Below are 20,990 nucleotides of genomic sequence, written 5' to 3' on the forward strand. Positions count from 1 at the left end.
GGTCGGCGTTCTTCCGGCAGCTGGGGAAGATTGCCCGGGCCGTGCACGATGTGCGGGGGCCGCGTTTCGGGCCGGGCTGGATGAGGTCACCGAGCCGGGCTGCTGACCGGGGACCTGTGGACCGTGAACTGCCTGCTTGACCGGACTGCCGCCGAGCCGGTGATCACCGGGATCCTGGACTTCGACCGCGCGTGGTTCGGGGCACCGGACGCTGACTGGACGATCCGGATGGCCACGGCCAAGAATGACGAACGCACCGCGTTACACAGGCAAGAGCTACTGGCTGCGCGGCAACTGCACCACAACGCCGGAACAGACCGTGACCAGCTACTCCCCTTACCGCGTAGGCTGGTATCTGTGGGAAAGCTGAACCCCCTCGCAGCCGCGACCGCGCTGGCCGCCGTAGCCGTTCTCGCCGTTGGCTGCAGTGGCGATGACAGCGACGCGCCCGACGCCAGCCGCAAGGGGCCTGTTCCCCCCTCCTCCTCATTGGCGCATACACCAGCCCCTGACCGTGCCGAGCACATTCCTGGTGAAGCCGTGACCAAGGCACCGGTCCTGCCGGACGGCGAAGTCGTCGCACAGGCTGTGAATGCCAGCGGCAACCGGGAGTTGGAGGTGAAAGGCGGCCTCAAGAGCGGTCCCCTCGCGGTTCTGGTGAACTGCAAGGGCAAAGGCGAGCTGACTGTCGAGGTCAAACCGGTCGGGTTGAGCTTCCCGCTGAAGTGTGTGGCCGGGGAAGTCAGCAGCACCTACAACCAGATGGACCTGGAGAAGACCCGCGGGCAGGGAACGGTGAGCGTGACCGCGCCGTCCACTGTCCGATGGGCGATCAGCGTCGGTCACTAGGCTCGGTGCTTCCTGGTGGTCCGCCGCCGTGTCGGTGGTCCACCAGGCTTTCCTGCACTGTCGGCGGTGGCCCGGAACGGCGCAGCGGAGCGGACGCGACGAGTGCGCCGGCCCGCGGAGCCTGTCCGGTGCCGGTGTTCGACGTTGGTGCTGGCGGCCCTTGGACCGGCGATCGACGTGCTGGCCGCCGGGCGGACCCGGATTCCCCCGCCACCCGGTGCTTTGGGCGGATTCACGAGAAGCACCGGCTCGGTCGTTCCTGGCCTGCGGATACCCTCGCTCCGCGTGAGCGGCGGCGAGCCGGTCGTCGAGGCGACCGGCTCCCCGAAGGGCACCTTCGACCGGACCATTCGGAGTTCTTGGCGCTCCCCAACGCCACAGCCGTGGGGGAGCGCCCCTCGTAGACCAAAAGGGTCTCCACCTCGCGGGGCGGAGACCCTTGTCCTCAGTGGACGTCAGGCGCGCCGTTTGTCCAAGTCCTCAGCGAGGGCCGAAGAGAAGATGGTTCCCGCCAGCCAGGCGTCCTTGTCGGGGCCCTCCGTCGGGATGATCAGTCGGCGACGGACCCAAGGGGCCTCTCGGCCGGGGAGGTCCACGACGGCCTCTGCCCAGACCCCGTGATCGTCCTCCGAGTACGAGAGATCAATCAGAGTGGCGGCGTGCTCGGCAAGTGCCGATCCCAGCCCTTCAACGACCTCGACGTGGAATTCTTCGAGGTACGCCCCATACTCTGTGATCTTCGTCATCAGTGCCTAGCACCCGCAATTGTAGTAGTACGCCGTAATGACACCGACGGGGCGGTGGTCCTTTGAGCGCGAGTCGACTCGCTCCGTGAACACCACCTTCATGCCACTCGCGTTGGGGTTCCGGAAGGTGTGGCTGTCCAGCTTGCAAGTGATCTTACTACCACTGGTCGCGCATTTCCCTCGGTCCAACGTCTTGTCGATGTCCTGTTTCATGTTCGACCAGCTCGAGATCTGGTCGGCATGACCGGACTCGATGTGGCGCTTTCCGAACCCGTCGATCCCGCCGGCGTCCTTCTGGCCGACGCGCAGCGGAACGTCCTCTCCGTCAGGGCCGATGTGCGTCGAGTAGACGGTCCAGTCGATAGGATTGGGGTTGGTTGCCGCCTGCGAGGGCGAGGTCGCGGCACCGAGCACGCACACGGCGGCGATCACGGTGGCGGCCGCGGTGCGGCGTCGACGGATGAGCATACGCATGTTTCCCCCAATGAAGGTCAGAAGCTCCGGCGCCTTGGTCAGTTGACGCGGGAAAGCCGGAATCATCTTGCCGTCGGGGTCGCATGACGGTCAACCAAGATCGGATCTGTTCCGCCAGCCGGTGCGATGCCGCGACTCGGCCGCTATTGACCGATTCGGGAGCGAGTCCCTCCGCTCGCGACGCGATCAGTGCGGCGAAGGTCCGGAGGCGACTGGTTGAGAACAGGCGCCGGTGAGCCTGCCGCCCAGCTTCCGGGCCGTGCGCACGAACATCTCGTGCGGGTCCCGGGCCGCCTGTGGCTCCGACTGCGTCTTGCGGCGCTGCAGCATTAGCAGCACCCCCGTCGCATCCGCGGCGATCGGCCGGAACGTGATCAGGCCCTGCCGCTCCAGCGGTTCCCCGCACACGCTGAAGTCCGGCAGCACCGTCACCCCCAGACCCTCGGCGACCTCAGCTTGCCCATCTCGGCACCGTCGGTCGAGTACGCGAAGGACGCGGCGCGACCGTCCGTCCAGCAGCCGGTGCACGTATCGGTGCATCACATACCCGGTGCGCACCGCGATCAACGGCTCGGTGACCAGGTCCTCCACCGTCACCACCGGGCAGGAAGCAAGCGGGCTGTCCGGCCGGACGCACACCACCGGCCGACCCCGCAGCAACTCGGATCGAACTCGATCTGCGTACCCCCAACCGGGCGCCGGCCTGCTCGGTTCCGAGCGGAGTGTCGGCGGCGACCAGGTCCGCCAGTTCCTCGCGCCGGCGAACCTGGTCGACCTGGCCGGGGCGGTGCAGCGCCCCGGCCGCGGGACTGCGGCGTACTGGTCAGTCCCGGGACCCGCAGTAGACATATCCACACACACCAGCCGTGGCCAGGACTGCGGTGGTGACCCAGGTGTACGCGGCGGTGCTGGGTTGCAGAAGGACTGCCCACTGTTCGGCAGCCCCGTGCGGTTTGGTGCCGACCAACCACATCACGACCGGCACGAGCACAGGAGGCGTCCAGGCCGCGCCAGCGGGCGGCAACCAGATCGAGCACAGCGCCAGTCCTGTGAGTAGGACGGTGTTGCGTACTGCTACTCCCGCATCGACCCATGCCCCGGCAATTCCCAGCACGGAGCCCATGGCTGCGACCAGGCCGAGCGTGAGGGCTCTCAAGCGTGCACCAGCTCTGGCAGTGGCACTCGTCGTGGGGTCCAGCAAAGGTGGAAGGCGAGTTCGTCGCTGGTGGGGTTGCGGCGGATCAGTAGGTGGACGACGCCCTCGTGCCGCCCGGTGACGAGCCGCGCTGCCCCGTCGACATCACCCTCGCCGCCCTGGGCGGCCGGTGGACCCCGCTGGTGCTCCGTGATTTCCTGCGCCGTGACCGGGCCACCTACACGGAGCTGTCCGCCGCCCTGCCCGCCCTCTCGGACAAGGTCCTCTCGGACAAGGTCCTCTCGGACCGGCTGGCCCAGCTGACCAGGGTGGGCGTCATCGAACGCCACCGGATCCCCGGCTGGCCGCCCCGGGTCCGCTACGAGCTGACGGGCCTCGGCCGCGCACTGGAACCGGTGGTGCGCGGCATGTGGGAGTGGGGCACGGCCCGACGGGACGCCTCCGCCTGACCGCCGGCCGCGGTGGACGCGTGCACTCGGCCGGTCAGGAGTGAGCGGCTACGACCGGTCGCGCCCGAACCCGCACCCGCGCCCGGGACGCCGCGAAACGGACGGCGTCATTCTGCCCCCGCCGTCGTCGCATGCGTTTACGATCAAGCGGTGGCCTCGGGAAACACCCGACGGCCGGGGAAAGCAGGGGGAGTTATGAGCAGCATTTCGAGGCGGTCCCTGATCGGGTACTCGGGGACGGCCGCCGCCGGCGCGGTGATCGCCGGTACGGCCTCGGCGTCGCCGGCCCAGGCGGCCCAGCCCGCTCAGGCAGCCCAGGCCGCTCAGGCCGAGTCGGCGAGCACGGCGGCCAACTTCCCCGAGGGGACGCTCTTCGACGGCCGGTCGCAGCGGCACATCGGCCCGGACACGCCCTCCGAGCTGTGGATCAAGTTCAGCATCGTCAACGCCGAGACGCCGGCGGCCTACTCCGTCACCCCGCAGGAGATCGCCGACGCGATCAATGACCTCCTGGCTTCCCGGGGCTGGCCGACGGCCACCTTTTACGGCACACCGGCCCCCGCGCCGCTGAACTGACCGAGCCGGCACCGGCCCTCCCGTCCCACCCCCCGTGGCCCCTCGGCCACGCGGCCGCGCGACCGGCCCGGAAGACCCGCGGGAGGCGGGGGAGGAGCCGGCGTGGCCGATCAGCACCGGACCGTGCCGGGGGGGCGAAGTGCCCGCCGATGCGGTGCTGCCGGCCGGTACCGGCCGACAGCACCGCGCCGGTCGTCGGCCCCGCACGGGACGACCGTGTGGTGGCCTGCGTCCGCGCGGTGAACCCCGCGCCGGTCCGGAGCCCCGAGCCGACGGCGGTCGCCCCCGTCACGACCGCCCGCGCCGCCCGGCGCCCGATCACCGGCGAGCCCACGGGCCCACGGACTCACGCCCGCCGTCCGTGCCGTGGCCGGACGCCCGGTCCCGGCCGTCCGCGCCGCCCGGCCACCGGCGAGCCCATGGGCCTACGGACTCACGCCCGCCGTCCGTGTCGTCCGGCCCCCGACCACCGGCGAGCCCACGGGCCCACGGACTCACGCCCGCCGTCCGCGCCGCGGCCGGACGCCCGGTCCCGGCCGTCCGCGCGTCCGCACCCTCAGTCGTACCCAGGGCAGTCCACATCCTCCGCCGGCCATCGGACCTCACCCGTGCCCAGCGTGATCACGGCCCGGGGCCGCATGGGACCCTCGCCGCGCCGCGACAGGACGACCACCTCCTCCACCGCCGCCGACAGCGCACCGAGCCGCACGGCGCACTCGGCGGCCAGGCGCCCGGGGTCCCGGGTGCGGCCGAGCGACAGATGCGGGGTGAACCGCCCGCCACGCCCGCGACACAGCGGGAACCGCGGCTCCAGCTCCCGGTACAGGCGTGCCCACGGGGCCGGATCGGCGGCGGCCGGATCGAGCCAGACCGTGGCGTAGTGCCGATGCCGGAAGAAGCGCACACCGGACAGCCGTGCCGTGAAGGCCGGGATGTGCGCCGCCGCGGCGCCGAGCAGCGGCACGGCCCGCGCGAACTCCTCCTCCGGCACGAACCCGAACAGCACGTTCACATGCGGCGGCCACCGCCGTACCTGCGGATCGTGCTCCCAGCGGATGTCCTGAACCGGCGGCCAGAGCCATCGCGGCGGCAGCCACGCCACCGCCGTGCGGGGCGTCGACGCCACCGCGAGCACGTCCGGCGGCCCGGCACCCTCGAAGGCCGCGGGACCGTCGGCCTCCGTGTCCCCTGCGTCTCGCACCGCCGTCACACGCCCTTCGCTCGTCCGCGCCCGAGGCCGTGCCCGGGGCCCTGCGCGGTCTCGGGACGGCCGGGTCGCGCAGCCGTGGTTCCGCCGTACCGCCGGTACGTTCAGGGAACGCCCGCCGGCCGGCCGGTGCAACCCGCCTCGCGGGTGAAGCCGGTCCGCTAACGGGTGCCGTCGGCGGGGTCGAGCTTCTCGACGACCGTCTCCTCCGGGCCGATCGGGCGTCCGTCGCCGGAGCGGATCTCCAGCGGGCTCAGCGGGCGCCGGTCGCGCCGGTCGAGGAGCCGCGAGTGCGCTTCCCCGGGGGCGAAGCAGTGGGACTCGCCCCACTGGCGCAGCGCGACGATCACGGGGAAGAGGGCGCGGCCCTTCTCCGTGAGCACGTACTCCTGGTAGGGGCCGCCGTCGGAGGCCGGCACGGTCTCCATCACCCCGGCCCGCTCCAGCGCGCGCAGCCGGGTGGTGAGGATGTTCTTGGCGATGCCCAGGCTGCGCTGGAACTGGCCGAAGCGGCGGCTGCCGTCGAAGGCGTCACGCACGATCAGCAGCGACCACCAGTCGCCGATGGCGTCGATCGACCGGGCGACGGGGCAGGGATCGGCGTCGAGCCGGGTGCGGGCGACCATCGGGCTCCCCTCCTTCATTGCTGGTTGCAACATGCTACCAGTGCCCCCTAGAGTCCGGCAGGTAGCAACTTGCAACCGCCTGGGGAGGGTGCCGTATGCCGAGTGACCGCTGCGCGACGAGCGGACGGACGGCCCGCAACACCGCGCTCGCGCCGACCGGACCGCCGCCCGCGCGCCTGGTCCTGCTCTTCGCCATCGCCTGCGGCAGCGCGGTGGCCAACGTCTACTTCGCCCAGCCGCTGCTGGTCACCCTCGGCGAGCGGTTCTCGCTCGGCTCCGGCCTGCTCGGCGCGATCGTCACCGTCACCCAAGTCGGCTACGCGGCGGGCCTGTCCCTGCTCGTCCCGCTCGGCGACCTGGCCGACCGCCGCAAGCTGATCACGCTTCAGCTCGGCCTGCTCGCCGCCGCCCTGCTGGCGGTCGCCCTGGCGCCCGGGACCGCCGTGCTGCTCGCCGGCCTGGTGATGGTCGGCGCGCTCGCGGTCGTCACCCAGACGATGGTCGCCGCGGCGGCCCACCTCGCCGCTCCGGCCTTCCGGGGACGGGTCGTCGGAGCGGTCACCAGCGGGGTGATCACCGGCATCCTGCTGGCCCGCACGGTGGCGGGCGTCCTGGCCGACCTGGCCGGCTGGCGGTCCGTCTACCTCTTCTCGGCCGCCGTCACCGCCACCCTCGCCGTGCTGCTGCGCCGCGCCCTGCCGGCCGGTCCGCCGATGGCGGACCGGCTCCCGTACCGGCGCCTGCTCGCGTCCACCGTCACCCTGTTCGCACACAACCGCCTGCTCCGGGTGCGCGGGGCGCTGGCGCTCCTCGTCTTCGCCGCCTTCAGCACCCTGTGGAGCAGCGTCGTCCAGCCCCTCAGCAGCCCCCCGTGGTCGCTGTCGCACACCGCGATCGGCGCGTTCGGGCTCGCCGGAGCGGCCGGCGCGCTGGCCGCGGGCATCGCCGGCCGCTGGAACGACCGCGGGCTCGCGGGGCGGACCACCGGCACCGCGCTGGTCCTGCTCGCCCTGTCGTGGCTCCCGCTGGCCTTCACCCGGCAGTCGCTGTGGGCGCTCGCCCTCGGGACGGCCCTGCTGGACTTCGCCGTCCAGGCCGTGCACGTCACCAACCAGACCCTCATCCACGCGGTGCGCCCGGACGCGGGAAGCAGGATCATCGGCGGCTACATGATCTTCTACTCGGCCGGCAGCGCCCTCGGCGCCACCGGCTCCTCACTGGCGTACGCGGCGGCGGGATGGCCCGGGGTGACCGCCCTGGGAACGGCCTTCAGTTGCGCGGCCCTGCTGCTGTGGGCGACGACCCGCACGCCGTGATTCCGCCGCCGCGGCTTCTCGACGACCGCCCGCCTCACCCGGCGGGCGAGCGCCGTGGCCGGTCACCGCCGCGCTGTGCGGACAGGCCCGCCCGCAGCCCGTCCCGCAGCCGGGTGAGCCGCTCGATCTCCGTGTCCAGCGCGGCGATCCGCCGCTCCACCACCGCCTCCCCCACGACTCCCGGCCCGCCCCGGTCCGCCGCCGCGGTCCCGCACCGCGGCGCCGGGTGGACGGCGAGCAGGGGGAGCCGGCCGGCCACGCCCCGCAGGTCCTCGACGGTGAGCCCGAGAGCGAGCAGCTCCCGGATGACGCGGAGCACGGCGAGTTCCCAGGGGCCGTAGTCCCGCTGTCCCGACCTCGTGCGCGGCGGTGGCGGCAGCAGGCCGCGTTGTTCGTAGAAACGCAGCGCCCTGGGTGTCGTCCCCACGGCCGCCGCCGCGTCGCCGATCCGCACGGTGCGTACCTCCCGCCGTCCGTGGCAGCGGCCGTCAGCCATGGTCCGGCAACTCCACGACGACCGTGCCGAATCGCTTGCCCTCGATCAGTTCCCGCAACGCCCATGGAGCACGATCGATGCCCGAGACCCGGGTGAGGGGGAGCCGGATCCGGCCGGACCGCAGCCAGTCGGCGAACCGCGCGGTCCACTCCGCCCGCACACCGGGATGGTCGGCGTCGAGGTACCCGCGCATGGTCACCCCCTTGACGATCAGTCGGTAAACGTCGATCCCGGTCGGGGCGGCGGCGCCGGAGCCCTCCGCCGCCAACTGCCCGGACAACGCCCCGACCAGGGCGAACCGGGCGCCCTGCCGGGCGGCGTCCACCGCCGCGGTGAGCTGCGGGCCGCCCACGGTGTCGAGGAGTACGTCGATGCCGTCCGGCGCGGCCTCGGCGAGCTGACCGGCGAAGGCCCGGTACGCCTCCCGGGAGTTCCCCGAGCCGCGCCCCTCGCGCCAGGAACCGGCGGTCAGTACCGCGTCGTAGCCCAGCTCGGCGACGAGACGCCCGGCCTTCCCGGGCGATCCGGTGGTGCCGATCACCCGGGAGGCGCCCAGCAGCCGGGCGATCTGCCCCGCCAGCGAACCCACCCCGCCGGCGGCCCCGGTGACCAGGACGACATCTCCCTCGCGCACACCGGCGACCCGGGTCAGCGCTCCGTACGCCGCGGAGCCGGAGGCGAGCTGGGCGACCGGGTCGGGCAGTGCCGGATCGGTCCTCGCGCACTCCGCCTCGGGTACGAGGGCGTACTCACGCCAGCCGAGCGGGTGCGTCACCGTGTCGCCCGGGCGCAGCGGGCTGCCCGGCGGAGCGAGGACCACCTCGCCGACGGCCGGCCCGCTCAGGGTGTCCCCGGGGCGCGGCGTGGGCATCGGAGTGTCCTTCGCCGCCCCGCCGAGCAGGGTGCGCAGTCCGCCGTAGACCAGGAACCACCGGTTGCGCACGAGAACTTGTCCGGCTGCCGGAGTCCCCACCGGGACTTCGGCGAGGGTGAAGTCGGCGGGCGTGGGCAGCCCCGCGGGCAGAGCGGCGAGCCGTACCTCGCGGCTGATCCGCTGGGGGACCGACGTCATGGGTGACCTCCTGGGGGAGTGGCGCGGCGACGGGGGAGGGGCGGGACGTCGCCGGGCGGCATGCCGACGCGTCCGGCGGCCGGGACACGGTGGCTCCGGCCGGTCGAGCGCGCACACGCTAAACCCTGACCCGCACGTCAAAGGCAAGACCGCCCCGAGCGGTGACCCGGCCGCCCGGCCTGCGGCGCTGGACCGGGAGAGTACGGCGGCGAGCCGGGGTTGGTGCCGGACACGGGCGGGAGGCGCCGAGCGGCCCGCCCCCGGTGCCGACCTCCCCGTCGGCGTACACCCGCGGTGACGGCAGGGCCACCACCGCGTGACGCCGCACGGCGCCGGTGGCCGATCGGTCGTGCTGAGAGGAGACTGTCCAGGGAAGGCGTGCGTCATGCTCCATGCACTCGAACGAGTGAGCTAGCTGAACAGTCGGTCCGGGGGACTCGTCGCCGGCCGGCCCGGGCCCTCGGGGCCCCGGCCGCCGTGAGAGGCGGCCACGCGCACCGAGACGCCTCAGGCGGCACCCGGGGTGACCGCGCAGGTCCACACCCGGACCGCCCGCCCGGCGCCGTGCCGTCCGCCGCCGCGACGCCGGCCGGAACACGCATCCGCTGCCACGAGTACCGCCCGACCGACCAGGACCGGGAAGGAACGATCGGTTCATGAGCGGCATCCAGGTGCGAACGCCCGTCGCGGCCGACGGCCGACTGGGCGAGGCCGGCGAGCATCCCGGCCTGAGCGATCCGGACTATCTGCTCCGGCGCGGGGAGATCGCCGCGCGGGCCCGCGGCCACCGGGTGGGCGACCCGTCCCCGCCCGTGGACTACACCGAGGACGAGGAGAGAACCTGGCGCACCGTCCACCGGGCGCTGTGGGCGGCCCAGGGCGAGCACGCGTGCCGTGCCGCCCTCGACGCCAGGGAGCACGCCCCGGTCCCCGCGGACCACATCCCGCAGCACGCCGAGGTCGGTGCCCGCCTGCGGCGGTCGACGGGGTTCGACTTCACCCTCGCCGGGGGAGTCGTCGAGAACAAACGGTTCCTGGGATCGATGGCGGACGGCTACTTCCACGCGGTGCAGTTCGTCCGGCACCCCGCCGTACCGCTGTTCACCCCCGAACCCGACGTCATCCACGACGTCTTCGGCCACGGGATCCACCTCGCCTCGCCCGCGTTCGCCCGGATCTACCGCCTGATCGGGAAGGCGGCGATGCGGGTGGAGCGCGCGGACGTGCTCCAGATGATCAGCGACGTGTACTGGTTCACCCTGGAGTACGGCGTCCTCGACGAGGGCGGGACCCCCAAGGCGTACGGCGCTGCCCTGCTGTCCTCCTACGGCGAGATCGGCCGGCTGCACGCGGCCGACGTCCGGCCGCTGGACATCGGCGCCATGCTCGCCACCCCCTACGACATCCGCGGCTACCAGCCGGTGCTCTTCAGCGCCCGCACCCTGGACGAGGTGGCCGATGTCCTGGCCGGCTTCCTGGAGGACCTGGACGACGACGGCGCACCGGGCCGGCGGCCGGCCCCGGGCGCGGCGGGCACCACCGTCGGCCGCTGAGCGGGCGGGCCCGCCCGGCGGGTTCAGCCACGGGCCTCGGCGGCGGTCCTCAGATCGCGCAGCCACGCCTCCAGACTCCGGCGCAGCAACTCGCTCGCGGTGGGGACGTCCGCGTCGACCTGGGGCCCGGAATGCGTCTCCTCGGTGCGGACCCGGACACCGTCCTCGGTCGCGGTGAAGTCCCACACGTGGACGCCGTCGATGCGCAGGTCCTCGCCGACCGCGGGGCCCGTCCAGCGGAGGCAGGAGTGGTGGCGCAGCTGCCCGACCGTGGAGGTGATCTCCAACTCGGTGGCGGGCGTGGCCGGGTTGGGCGGTACCGGGACGGTCCAGCGGAACGCCGAGCCCGCCCGGAGGGGACCGTGGCCGAGACGTTCCGCGGTCGTCACGGACGGCTGCCAGGAGGGCCAGCGCTCCACATCGGTCTGGAGCCGCCACACCGTGCGCAACGGCGCGTGGATCAGGGTCTCGGTCCGGTAGCGGACCTGTGCGTGGGGATCGACACCCTTCCCCTCGCAGGTGAGGGGCCCGGCCGGGCTGCCGGGTGAGACGGCTCCGGCCGGTGCGACGGCGGCCGCGAGGAGGCCGGCGACGAGCGGGAGGACGCGTAAGACGGCGCGGACGCCGGTGCTGCGGGACGCGGTCATGGTCGCTCCTTGGCGGGTTCGGTTCCGGGAATCTACCGAAGCGGTTCGCTGACCGCCGCTGCTGCCGTCCTGGGAGTGTCCCAGCCCACGGTTGACAGGTCCAGACCAACAGGGTTTGAGTGACCGTCACGTCACGTGGGCCCGCCGAGGTGTTCGGTGCGCCGTGCCGAAGGAGTGAGCAGCGCTGAAACGCATCAAGAGGTTTCTGACCGTACTGGGTGCCGTCGTCGCCACGGCCGCCTTCCTGCCCGTCGCCGCGCCCGCCGCGGCGGCCGTGGACACGCCCGCCTGCGCACCGTTGTGGAGCGCCACCACCGCCTACCCGTCCGGTGGCACCGTCTCCCACCACGGGCGCAACTGGAGCGCCAAGTGGTGGACGCGGAACGAGAATCCGGGCGCCACCGGCGTCTGGGAGGACCGGGGCGCCTGTGCCGGAGGGGTGTCGGACTTCGTCATCAGTGAGGCGCAGTTCGACGCGATCTTCCCGGAGCGCGACCCCTTCTACACGTACCAGGGGTTGATCGACGCGCTCCACGCCTACCCGGGCTTCGCCAACACGGGCACGCCGCAGACCCGGGCGCGGGAGGCCGCCGCCTTCCTGACGCACGCGGACTTCGAGTCGGTCGGGCTCCGGTACGTCAAGGAGATCAACGAGGCCAACTACTGGCGCAAGTGCGACGACAGCCAGCCCTACGGCTGCCCGGCGGGGCGGGAGGCGTACTACGGTCGCGGCCCGATCATGTTCAGCTGGAACTTCAACTACAAGGCCGCCGGTGACGCGCTCGGCCTGGACCTGCTGAACGACCCGTGGAAGGTGGAGCGCGACCCGTCGGTGGCCTGGCAGACCGCCCTCTGGTACTGGAACACCCAGAACGGTCCCGGCACGATGACCTCCCACGAGGCGATGGTCGGCGGCGCGGGGTTCGGCCAGACCATCCGCTCCCTCAACGGCGCGCTGGAGTGCGACGGCGGCAACCCGGAGTCGGTGGCGTCGAGGGTCGCCCGGTACGAGCGGATCACCGCGATCGTCGGTACGGCACCGGGGTCCGGGCTCACCTGCTGACGCAGACCGCTCCCGGCGTGTGCATGGTGACGTACGCGCGCATCCAGGTTGTACGGACGCGAAGATTCATCGCGCGCGGACGCGCCGCGAACGGCCCTCACTTCCGAACCGCGCACGGAATCACCGCAGTTGACAGCGTGACGGGCGTACATGGCCGACACTCCGGCGAAGCGTCCTCGCTCGTCGGCAGGTCGAGGACGGCCTTTGGTCTAGACCTTGACAGGTTCAGACCACCCGGCTTAAGTGTGGTGGCCCCCCCATGGCGGTGTCGCCCGTCGGCGACACCGCGCCGAAGGAGCTGATCGCGTGATCAAACGTGTCATGAGCCTGCTGGCCGCCCTCGTGGCGGTCGTCGCGACGCTCGTCATCCTCCCCGCCGCTGCGGCCGGTGCGGCCACCGCGGCCGCCTGCGCGCCTGCCTGGAACGCCTCGTCCGTCTACACGGGCGGCGGCTCCGTCTCGTACAACGGGCACAACTGGACCGCGAAGTGGTGGACGCAGAACGAGCGTCCGGGCGCCTCGGACGTCTGGGCCGACCAGGGCGTCTGCGGATCGGACGGCGGCGGCCAGCCCGACCCCTCGGGTTTCGTCGTCAGCGAAGCGCAGTTCAACCAGATGTTCCCGAACCGGAACTCCTTCTACACCTACAGCGGCCTCAAGGCGGCGCTGAGCGCCTACCCGGCCTTCGCCAACACCGGCAGCGACACGGTGAAGAAGCAGGAGGCGGCGGCGTTCCTCGCCAACGTTAGCCACGAGACCGGCGGCCTCGTGTACATCGTGGAGCAGAACACCGCCAACTACCCGCACTACTGTGACACCACCCAGCCCTACGGCTGCCCGGCCGGCCAAGCCGCCTACTACGGCCGCGGTCCCATCCAGCTCAGCTGGAACTTCAACTACAAGGCCGCCGGTGACGCCCTCGGCATCGACCTGCTGGGCAACCCCTGGCAGGTGGAGCAGAACGCCTCCGTGGCCTGGAAGACCGGCCTGTGGTACTGGAACACGCAGTCCGGTCCCGGCACCATGACGGCCCACAACGCCATGGTCAACGGCGCCGGTTTCGGTGAGACCATCCGCTCCATCAACGGCGCCCTGGAGTGCAACGGCGGCAACCCCGCCCAGGTCCAGAGCCGTATCAACAAGTACCAGGCGTTCGTCCAGATCCTCGGTACCACGCCCGGCTCGAACCTGAGCTGCTGAGCTCGGACCCATCCTCAGGAGGAGGGGCGTGCCCGTCGGCGGCCGGGTACGCCCCCGATCCACGCACTCCGTCGCCGGGGCGTACGCCGGTGGCCGACGTGTGCGCCTCGGTGCCGCGCGAGGACCGGCATGCCAAGGGCGATTGCTCCCTGCTGCTCCCGGCCGTACGTGAACCGGTCCGCTCGGGACCCGGTGCCGGTGCAGTGAGAGAAGTGGCGGAAGGCTTCGGAGATGGTCGGCACGCCGACCGACTTGGGCATGGCACCACCACGTCACCCTCGTGACCGCCGCCCACACATTTCTCACCCGGCAACGGCCGGCCCCGCACCCTCTACCGGGCCCTCGACGCCCTCCAGGACGTCCTGAGGCGCTGGGTCGGCGCCTGGCTCCCTGGCGGCCCTGGCCCAGTTGCCGATCGTTGCCCACGGCCGTGAACCGCCGATCGTTCGCCGTTACCGGCGAAGGGAGTTCGGCCGTCGGCCGCCCGACCCGGACTTGATGATCGTGCCGGCGCCCCAGAGGCGCGGCGTGCGCCCGGGGCCGGCCGGATCGGCGCCTGACGCGGCGGCCGGGCGAGCCGTTCGGCACAGGCTCATGGCTCATGGCTCATGGTTAGACCCTATTACGAACGTTCTTGACCCTCGCTCGCCATTGGAGTTATAACTTCTAACGAAAGCGCCAGCCCCTAACGGGGGTGGCAGTCGAGGGAGGTCTCATGAACGCCGAAACGATGGTCGAGGTCGTGCTGCCGGGCAGGGTCGAGCCGGAGGGGCTCGAGGTGCGGCACGGGGCCGTTCCGGCTGCCGGTCCGGGCCAGGTCGTCGTCCGTATGGAAGCCACCGGTGTCTCCTTCGCGGAGCAGCAGATGCGCCGCGGCCGCTATTACGACCAGCCGCCCTTCCCGTTCGTCCCCGGCTACGACCTGGTCGGCACCGTGGCGGCGACCGGTGAGGGTGTCGACGCGGGGCTGGTCGGCACACGGGTGGCCGCGCTGCTGAAGGTCGGCGGATGGGCCAGCCACGTGCTCCTCGACGCCGCCGACCTGGTGCCTGTCCCGGACGGGATCGGCGCCGCAGCGGCGGAGACCGTGGTGATCAACGGCATCACGGCCTGGCAGATGCTGCACCGCAAGGCCCGGGTGCGCGCCGGCCAGACCGTTCTGGTGCACGGCGCCAACGGGGGTGTGGGGTCCGTCCTGGTCCAGCTCGCCCGGGCCGCGGGCGCGCGGGTGATCGGGACCGCCTCCGCACGTCACCACGCCGCCCTGCGGGAACAAGGGGTGACCCCGATCGACTACCGCACCGAGAACATCCCCACCCGTGTCCGGGAACTCGCCCCGCGCGGCGTGGACGCCGTCTTCGACCACGTCGGCGGCCGCGGCATCGTCGACTCCTGGAGCCTGCTCGCCCCCGGCGGAACGCTCGTCTCCTACGGCAGCGCCTCCACCCGCGACGCCGAAGGCTCCAAGCAGTGGCCCGTCCTCAAGCTGCTGGCCCGGGTCTGGCTGTGGAACACGCTGCCCAACCGCCGCCACGCCTACTTCTTCAACGTCTGGGCCGGCCGCGCCCTGAGTCGCGACCGCTTCCGGGCCCGGCTGCGCAACGACCTCACGGAGGTCTTCGAAGCTCTGCGCCGTGGTGACATCACCGCCCGGATCGCCGCCGAACTCCCCCTCACCCAGGTCGCCGAAGCCATGCGGCTGGCCGAATCCGGCACCATCGCCGGAAAGGTCGTCCTGCACGCCTGACACATCAGGCACCGTCACATATGCTTCCCCCCGCCCACGATCACACTTCTCTCGCACCCGCCGCGGCGCGAACAGCCTCGGAAGAGCCCCGTTCTGCCCCGCTCCGAAACGGAGTTCCAGGGCATGCGGTGCGGCACCCTGCGGGTCCCGCTCGATGTTCCGCGTCGTTGGCAGAAGCGCCGCAGGCGCCACCGAACGGATCGCGGGGGACCGGTTCGTGCCGGCGCAGGCCGCGGGCACCTGATCCGGCGCGCGGAACGGGTGCACACCGCGCTGTGTCACCGACGCCGTGTCACGGAGCTCACTCCCCGCGGCCAGGACCCCGGCATCGGGTGCATGCCGCTAGGAGTTGTCGCCAAACACCATCCGCCAGCCCGCGCCCGGGGGTGGAGGCCATTTGTATCGCCGTAAGCCGAGGCGAGTGATCGACTGCCTCGTGACGCGGTGGTGTCGGTGGCTACTTCTACGCTTTCAGCCGTGAACACAGAGGATCTTTCATGGCAGGTCAGCAACTACGGTGGCATTTCTCCCCGGAAAGTGACTCTCCTGCTGGAGTACGGTCACCTGGACCTTGTGATCCAGGCGGCGGAGGAGCGCGGCGAGTGGTTCTGCGCGGACGGAGCGGTGCGCGAGCTGTGCCGGGCGGGTGAGTTCGGGCGGGCACTGGAGGTGATGGAGCCGTTCGCCGCGACCGGGTGGCGGACAGCTCTGTGGGCGAAGGCGCAGATCCTGTCGCGGGCGGGCCGGGTGGCTGAGGCCCTGGATCTGGTGTGCCCGGACGAGGAGGACCGCGCTTCGCCGACCGTGTGCCGTGACGTCGCCGAACTGCTCGCCAAGGCAGGGCGCGTGGATGAGGCCATCGACCTGCTCGTGCCGCACATCGGTGAGCCGTGGATCCGGACGGCCCTGGTGGAGATCACCGAGGACAAGGACCGTGACGAGCGGGTGCTGGAGTTGATCGCCCCGCACGCCGAAGCCGCACGGCACGCCCACGACGAGGGCCGACGGGACCACTCCTGCTCGGACGCGCAGGAGCTCCAGGCCCGGGTACTGGAGCGTGCGGGCCGCGCCGACGAGGCGATCCGGATCCTGGGGGAGGACATGGCCAGGCGCCGATTCCTCTCCGAGAACACCCTCACCGCCTACGCCGAACTACTGGCACGCCACGCTCGGCTCGAGGAGCTGCGCGAGCTGGCCACCGGACACGACGCACACGCCGTCCTGGACATCTACGCCCGTGCCCTGCGAGAGCACGGGCGGGCCGAGGAGGCCGAAACGGTGATGCGTGAGGCAATCGCCGCCGACGACTGGGTCGGCTACCGGGCCTGGCTGTCCTCGGTCTTGCTGGAGGACGGCCGACTGGACGACGCGATCACCGTGGCCGAATGCGGCTTCGGCTGGTACGACTGCTCCAACCTCCTGGCCCCGCTTGTCCATCCCCTCCTCGGCCGGCCCGCAGAACTGCTCTATCTCCTGGACCATCCCCTTACCGTGCCCCACCACGGTCATGAGGAGTTCCAGCACTGGTGGCGGGCCTTCGCCCTCGCCGGCCTCGGCCGTGCCGAGGAAGCGATCGCCGTGGTCGAAGCCCACCCCGATCCATGGACCGACCCCCGCATCGTCAGAGCAGGTCTCCTCCACGCCGTCGGCCGCCTTGCCGAGGCCGCGGCGGAGCTGCGGGACCTGGGCACTATCGCGGCACGTGAGGAACTGTTCGAGGTCCTGGTCCGGCAAGGACAGGCGATAGAGGCGATAACCGCCCACCCCACAGTCGCCGAACAGCGCGCCGCCAAGGCAAAGACCGAACCCACCCCCACCCCTCTCAGGGAGGACGGGTACTCCGCAGAACCCCCCTTTTAGCGTGGCGCTGTCACGCCGACATCACAGTGACGCGCGAGTGACGGCCGATGCCGACGTGATCACCGTACTGGGAGGTGGGGGCGACCGTGCCGGTGTGGTCGATGGCGGTCACTCCGACGACCTCGTCGTACGCTGCCCGCGCCGTTCAAGCGCGGTCCGGTACCCGGGGCAGGGTGCGGATCGGGCGGGTCAGCAGTAGTGCGGTGGCGGTGAGCAGGGCGACCACGATGCCCACTTGCAGTACTCGGTCGGTGCCGAAGGCTCCGGCGGCCGGACCGGCCAGCGCGCTGCCGACCGGGAACATGCCGACGGAACCGGCGACCTCGTAGGCGTGGACGCGGTTGAGTACCTCGCCCGGCACCTGGGTCTGCACGCTGGTGGCCCACATGACGCCCCAGAAGGTGATGCCGATCCCGACCACGACCTGGGCGACGGCGAGCAGCCACACCGGCCAGTCGAGCACGATGCCGAGCGGGTAGAGCGGGTACGCCAGCATCGCCACCGCCCCGGCGGCGAGCGGACGGACCGGCTTGTAGCGCAGCGCCAGCACCCCGCCGGCCACGGTGCCCGCCCCGAACGCGCAGTTGAGCAGGCCGAAGGCGGTGGCGCCGTGCGCGGGCACGATCACCCCGGCGGCGACCGACAGCTGCGGTCCCCAGGAGAGCACGGCGAAGAACATCCAGATCACGATCACGCCCCACAGCCAGCTCCGGGAGCGGAACTCGTACCAGCCGGCCACCAGGTTGCGCCACAGGCTCTCGCCGGCCGGCGGCGCGGGCACCACGCCGAGCCGCAGTGCGAGCAGGCAGCCCGCGCTGGTGCCGTAGGCGACGGCGGAGATCACCATGACCCAGCCGGTGGCGGCGGTGCCGACCAGCACGCCGGCCAGCGCCGGGCCGCCGAGCGCGGTGAGCGCCTCGGAGATGCGCAGCACACCGTTGGCGCCCTGCACGTCCCGGGCCACCAGCGGGACGGTCGAGGAGGCGCCCGGCTGGAACATCGCGTTGGCGGTGCCGGCCACCATCAGCAGGCCGTACAGGTGCCAGAGGTGGTCGATGCCGTGCAGGAACAGGAAGGCGAGCAGCACATGGGTGGCGAGGTTGGCCAGGTCGGAGGCGATCATCATCCGGCGGGCGGTGAACCGGTCGGCGAGCACCCCGCCGAAGAGCACCAGCCCGGCGAACGGGCCGACCAGGAAGGCCATCGAGTAGCCCGCGGTGCTGAGGTCGTACCCGGAGCTGAGCAGTCCGGCCGAGACCGCGACCGGCAGCATGGCCCAGCCGAGCAGGCCGGCGCTGCGGGCGGTGAAGTAGTACTGGAAGTTACGGGACCAGATCGCCGGTTCCCCGGCCGGCGGCGGCCCGGCGGCCCGGTCCTGGTCGTGCGGGGCCGTCACCGCCGGGGTGTGGTCTGCCGAGCGATCCTTCATGGGTCTTCAGTGCTCCAGCCGTAGATCGTGTTCTTCTTGGTCGAGCGGCCGGCTGCCGCCGGTGCCGGGCGGCGCGGGCAGTTCTGCCAAGGGGACCGGTTCCAGGCCGCGCTCGAGCAGGCCCTCGATGATCGACGGGAGGGCCTGTACGGTCTGGCGCCGGTCGCCGCCGCCCTCGTGCATCAGCACCACCGAGCCCGGTCCGGCGGCCTCCAGGACGGTCGCGGCGATCCGCTCCGGTCCCGGTCTCGCCCAGTCGCGGGAGTCCACGTCCCACAGGGTCAGCGTGGTCGGGTGCCCGTCGAGCGCGGCCAGTACTTCCGGGCTCAGCGCGCCGTACGGCGGCCGGAACCGGGTCGGCGCCTCGCCGGTCACCCGGGCCACCGCCTCCGCCGTCCGGTCGAGCTGTTCGCGCAGTTGCTCCGCGGTCAGGTCGGGCAGGAAGGGGTGTGACCAGGAGTGGTTTCCGATTTCGTGGCCGGCCTCGGCGATCCGGCGCACCTCGTCGGGCAGCGCCGCGACATGGTGGCCGACGCAGAAGAAGGTGGCCCGGACGCCGTAGCGGTCCAGGATCTCCAGGATCCGGCGGGTCTGCACCGGGTCGGGGCCGTCGTCGAAGGTGAGCGCGATCCGGGGCGTGTCACGGTCGCCGTGTTCCAGGCAGCGCCCGGCCGCCGTCAGCGCCGCCTGGAGCGGTTCGCTGCGCCGTACGCCCTCGAAGTACTCGTCGGCGCGGCCGGCCAGGGTGCCGCTCTCGGCGGTCACCCGGGCCAGCCCGCCCGGGGTGCGGTGGGCCTGCTCGGCCAGTCGGCGGGCCGGGACGGAGCCGAACCGCGGCCGGGGCGGCAGCAGCCAGGGATCGGCGCGGTAGACCTCCAGGCCGGCCGCCGTCAAGGGTCCGTCGAGCAGGCCGTTGGTGCTGTCGATCACCGCGGCCAGCGGCTGTTCCCGGCCCAGTTCCCGCAGCCAGGTGATGAGTTCGGCGACCTGGGCGGCACCCCAGCCGCTCGGTGCGGTCACCCGGCGGCCCGCGCCGTCGATGACCTCGACCCGGTAGCCCGTGCCCGTCCAGGCGATGCCCGCGTACCGCGTGCTCATGCCTCCCCCAGCGCCATCGCCTCGGTGACGACCAGCCGCTCGACCCCGCGCAGGAAGGTCTCCATGCCGTCGCGGGTGAGGACGGCCGGGTCGGCGGTCATGCACAGCTCCAGGGCGCCGGGGGCGGTCAGCACGTCCACCGCCACGGAGACGTTCGCCCGGGGCAGGAACTCCGTGGGCCAGCTCAGCTCGGTGCTGCCGGTCAGCTCGGTCAGCGCGGCCCGCGGGCGTCCGGTGGTGTCGAAGGGGCCGGTGCCCGGGTCCCGGGTGTCGTTCCACCAGCACGAGTGGTCGGCGGCCTCACCCCGCTCGACGAGCCGCGCCACCTCGCGGTCCAGCGCCCACTTGTCGTATCCGGCGTGCCGGAACGCGCTGAACGAGACGGACCGCGTCCGCCGTACCGCGTCCTGGAAGTCCCGGCCCGCGTCCGGGAGGAGGAACACCGCTTCCTGCGCCATCGTGCTGACCGACTCGGCGGCGGCCGGCTGGAAGCGGTTGCTCACCACCACCTGGAACAGGATGTCGTCGTTCCCGGACATCCTGGCCAGCTGGTGGGAGGCCGCGCCCAGCAGCACCGCCGCGTCGCTCGCGCCCCACCCGGCCGCGACCCGCTCGACGGCGACCGCGAGCGCGGGCGAGCGCAGCAGCGCGTTGGGGAAGAGCCGGCCCGGGTCGGTGTCCGCGAGCTCCGGTGCCGCGGGGGCGGTGAAGATCCGCCGGGGGCCGGCGGCCAGCCGTTCGCACCAGTAGCGCCGGGCCGCCTCGTCGCGGCGGCGGCCGAGCGGGGACGCCTGGAACTCGGAGGCCTGCAGCGGCTGGAGGGCGGGCCGGGCCGCGAGCAGCGACTCGGCGGTCTCGCCCGCCTCGATCAGCCGCAGGTCGCGCAGCATCCGGCCCTCGCCCCACAGGTCCATCGCGGTGTGCGAGGCCGCCAGCACCAGCCGGTGCACCAGCCCTTCGCACTCCACCAGGCCGACTCTGAACGGCCACTGGCGCGCGTGATCGAAGGAGCGTCCCGCCAGCTCCTCCAGCAGGGCTTCGCCGACCGCCGGGGCCTTGGCGGCGGCGCAGGTGCGGACCGCCACGGGCAGTTCGCCGCACCCGTCCACGACCTGGCGCAGCCCGTCCTCGCCGTCCGGCAGGAGACGGGTGTGCAGGCTGTCGTGCATCCGCAGCAGCTCCGTCAGGTCCGCGAGGACGCGGGCGGCGGGGCGGGGCGGGTCGAGCGGCAGGTCCAGCCGCAGATTGTAGCGGGGGGCGTCGTCACCGAGCCGGGTGACGACGCCCCAGATCGCCCGCTGGCCCCAGGTGGCGGGGCCGGTGCCGGATCTGGCGGAGTCCAGTGTGAGGGTCCGCTCCTCGACCGTGGTCATCGTGTTCCGAACCGTCCTTTCGGGTTGCCTCGTTCGGCGCTGCTGACAGGGGG

General features: G+C 72.4%; 20 protein-coding genes. 9 read left to right on the forward strand and 11 right to left on the reverse strand.

Annotated elements, in window-relative coordinates; all coding sequences use genetic code 11:
- The first annotated feature begins 123 nt into the window (after window positions 1-123).
- A complete protein-coding gene (locus tag ACSURM_RS34540) occupies window positions 124-849 on the forward strand; it encodes a hypothetical protein (RefSeq protein WP_436959887.1) in 726 nt (241 codons plus the stop codon).
- Between the two features lie 455 nt (window positions 850-1,304).
- Here ACSURM_RS34540 and ACSURM_RS34545 read toward each other — a convergent pair whose 3' ends face one another.
- From ACSURM_RS34545 to ACSURM_RS34555, 3 genes are all read right to left on the reverse strand, one after another.
- Complete coding sequence (locus ACSURM_RS34545; RefSeq protein ID WP_436959888.1) at window positions 1,305-1,595, reverse strand: hypothetical protein; 291 nt, start codon at window positions 1,593-1,595, stop codon at window positions 1,305-1,307.
- A gap of 6 nt (window positions 1,596-1,601) precedes the next feature.
- Window positions 1,602-2,069: a hypothetical protein gene (locus ACSURM_RS34550; protein WP_436959889.1), complete on the reverse strand. Its 468-nt coding sequence runs from the start codon at window positions 2,067-2,069 to the stop codon at window positions 1,602-1,604.
- Between the two features lie 186 nt (window positions 2,070-2,255).
- Window positions 2,256-2,918, reverse strand: coding sequence for a LysR family transcriptional regulator substrate-binding protein (locus ACSURM_RS34555; protein WP_436959890.1), 663 nt, complete (start codon window positions 2,916-2,918; stop codon window positions 2,256-2,258).
- Window positions 2,919-3,317: 399 nt separating this feature from the next.
- On the opposite strand from ACSURM_RS34555, the gene ACSURM_RS34560 reads away from it, so the two are divergent.
- Window positions 3,318-3,674, forward strand: coding sequence for a winged helix-turn-helix transcriptional regulator (locus ACSURM_RS34560; RefSeq protein ID WP_436959891.1), 357 nt, complete (start codon window positions 3,318-3,320; stop codon window positions 3,672-3,674).
- 195 nt (window positions 3,675-3,869) lie between these two features.
- A complete protein-coding gene (locus ACSURM_RS34565) occupies window positions 3,870-4,250 on the forward strand; it encodes a hypothetical protein (RefSeq protein WP_436959892.1) in 381 nt (126 codons plus the stop codon).
- A 556-nt stretch (window positions 4,251-4,806) separates the two neighbouring features.
- Here the strand turns inward: ACSURM_RS34565 and ACSURM_RS34570 are convergent.
- Together ACSURM_RS34570 and ACSURM_RS34575 are read right to left on the reverse strand one after the other, a co-directional pair.
- Window positions 4,807-5,451, reverse strand: a complete 645-nt coding sequence (locus ACSURM_RS34570) for a 2'-5' RNA ligase family protein (RefSeq protein ID WP_436959893.1) — start codon at window positions 5,449-5,451, stop codon at window positions 4,807-4,809.
- A 167-nt stretch (window positions 5,452-5,618) separates the two neighbouring features.
- Window positions 5,619-6,083: a winged helix-turn-helix transcriptional regulator gene (locus ACSURM_RS34575; protein WP_436959894.1), complete on the reverse strand. Its 465-nt coding sequence runs from the start codon at window positions 6,081-6,083 to the stop codon at window positions 5,619-5,621.
- A 95-nt stretch (window positions 6,084-6,178) separates the two neighbouring features.
- Here ACSURM_RS34575 and ACSURM_RS34580 point away from each other — a divergent pair, with 95 nt between their 5' ends.
- Window positions 6,179-7,399: an MFS transporter gene (locus ACSURM_RS34580; protein ID WP_436959895.1), complete on the forward strand. Its 1,221-nt coding sequence runs from the start codon at window positions 6,179-6,181 to the stop codon at window positions 7,397-7,399.
- 34 nt (window positions 7,400-7,433) lie between these two features.
- Here ACSURM_RS34580 and ACSURM_RS34585 read toward each other — a convergent pair whose 3' ends face one another.
- Both ACSURM_RS34585 and ACSURM_RS34590 read right to left on the reverse strand, forming a co-directional pair.
- On the reverse strand, window positions 7,434-7,853 hold the full coding sequence (locus ACSURM_RS34585) for a MerR family transcriptional regulator (protein ID WP_436961248.1): 420 nt from the start codon (window positions 7,851-7,853) through the stop codon (window positions 7,434-7,436).
- 34 nt (window positions 7,854-7,887) lie between these two features.
- Window positions 7,888-8,967: a zinc-binding dehydrogenase gene (locus tag ACSURM_RS34590; RefSeq protein WP_436959896.1), complete on the reverse strand. Its 1,080-nt coding sequence runs from the start codon at window positions 8,965-8,967 to the stop codon at window positions 7,888-7,890.
- A 656-nt stretch (window positions 8,968-9,623) separates the two neighbouring features.
- On the opposite strand from ACSURM_RS34590, the gene ACSURM_RS34595 reads away from it, so the two are divergent.
- Entirely contained in the window at window positions 9,624-10,520 is an 897-nt protein-coding gene (locus tag ACSURM_RS34595) for a phenylalanine 4-monooxygenase (protein WP_436959897.1), read from the forward strand.
- 23 nt (window positions 10,521-10,543) lie between these two features.
- Here ACSURM_RS34595 and ACSURM_RS34600 read toward each other — a convergent pair whose 3' ends face one another.
- On the reverse strand, window positions 10,544-11,167 hold the full coding sequence (locus ACSURM_RS34600) for an SRPBCC family protein (RefSeq protein WP_436959898.1): 624 nt from the start codon (window positions 11,165-11,167) through the stop codon (window positions 10,544-10,546).
- A gap of 184 nt (window positions 11,168-11,351) precedes the next feature.
- On the opposite strand from ACSURM_RS34600, the gene ACSURM_RS34605 reads away from it, so the two are divergent.
- The 4 genes from ACSURM_RS34605 (at window position 11,352) to ACSURM_RS34620 (ending at window position 17,037) form a co-directional block, all read left to right on the forward strand.
- On the forward strand, window positions 11,352-12,230 hold the full coding sequence (locus ACSURM_RS34605) for a glycoside hydrolase family 19 protein (RefSeq protein WP_436961249.1): 879 nt from the start codon (window positions 11,352-11,354) through the stop codon (window positions 12,228-12,230).
- 306 nt (window positions 12,231-12,536) lie between these two features.
- Window positions 12,537-13,430, forward strand: a complete 894-nt coding sequence (locus tag ACSURM_RS34610) for a glycoside hydrolase family 19 protein (protein ID WP_436959899.1) — start codon at window positions 12,537-12,539, stop codon at window positions 13,428-13,430.
- 715 nt (window positions 13,431-14,145) lie between these two features.
- Complete coding sequence (locus tag ACSURM_RS34615) at window positions 14,146-15,177, forward strand: medium chain dehydrogenase/reductase family protein (protein ID WP_436959900.1); 1,032 nt, start codon at window positions 14,146-14,148, stop codon at window positions 15,175-15,177.
- A gap of 537 nt (window positions 15,178-15,714) precedes the next feature.
- Complete coding sequence (locus tag ACSURM_RS34620; protein WP_436959901.1) at window positions 15,715-17,037, forward strand: tetratricopeptide repeat protein; 1,323 nt, start codon at window positions 15,715-15,717, stop codon at window positions 17,035-17,037.
- 145 nt (window positions 17,038-17,182) lie between these two features.
- Here the strand turns inward: ACSURM_RS34620 and ACSURM_RS34625 are convergent, their stop codons facing one another.
- Genes ACSURM_RS34625 through ACSURM_RS34635 form a run of 3 tightly spaced genes read right to left on the reverse strand, consistent with a single transcriptional unit; the run spans window position 17,183 to window position 20,937 of the window.
- On the reverse strand, window positions 17,183-18,466 hold the full coding sequence (locus tag ACSURM_RS34625; protein WP_436959902.1) for an MFS transporter: 1,284 nt from the start codon (window positions 18,464-18,466) through the stop codon (window positions 17,183-17,185).
- 6 nt (window positions 18,467-18,472) lie between these two features.
- On the reverse strand, window positions 18,473-19,564 hold the full coding sequence (locus tag ACSURM_RS34630) for a polysaccharide deacetylase family protein (RefSeq protein WP_436959903.1): 1,092 nt from the start codon (window positions 19,562-19,564) through the stop codon (window positions 18,473-18,475).
- Window positions 19,561-20,937 (reverse strand): condensation domain-containing protein, encoded by a 1,377-nt coding sequence (locus ACSURM_RS34635; protein ID WP_436959904.1) that lies wholly within the window; start codon window positions 20,935-20,937, stop codon window positions 19,561-19,563. Before ACSURM_RS34635 ends, ACSURM_RS34630 begins: the two co-directional genes overlap by 4 nt.
- Window positions 20,938-20,990 lie beyond the last annotated feature (53 nt).

It is taken from the genome of Streptomyces sp. SudanB182_2057, assembly GCF_964272715.1.
GTDB classification, from domain to species: domain Bacteria; phylum Actinomycetota; class Actinomycetes; order Streptomycetales; family Streptomycetaceae; genus Streptomyces; species Streptomyces rubradiris.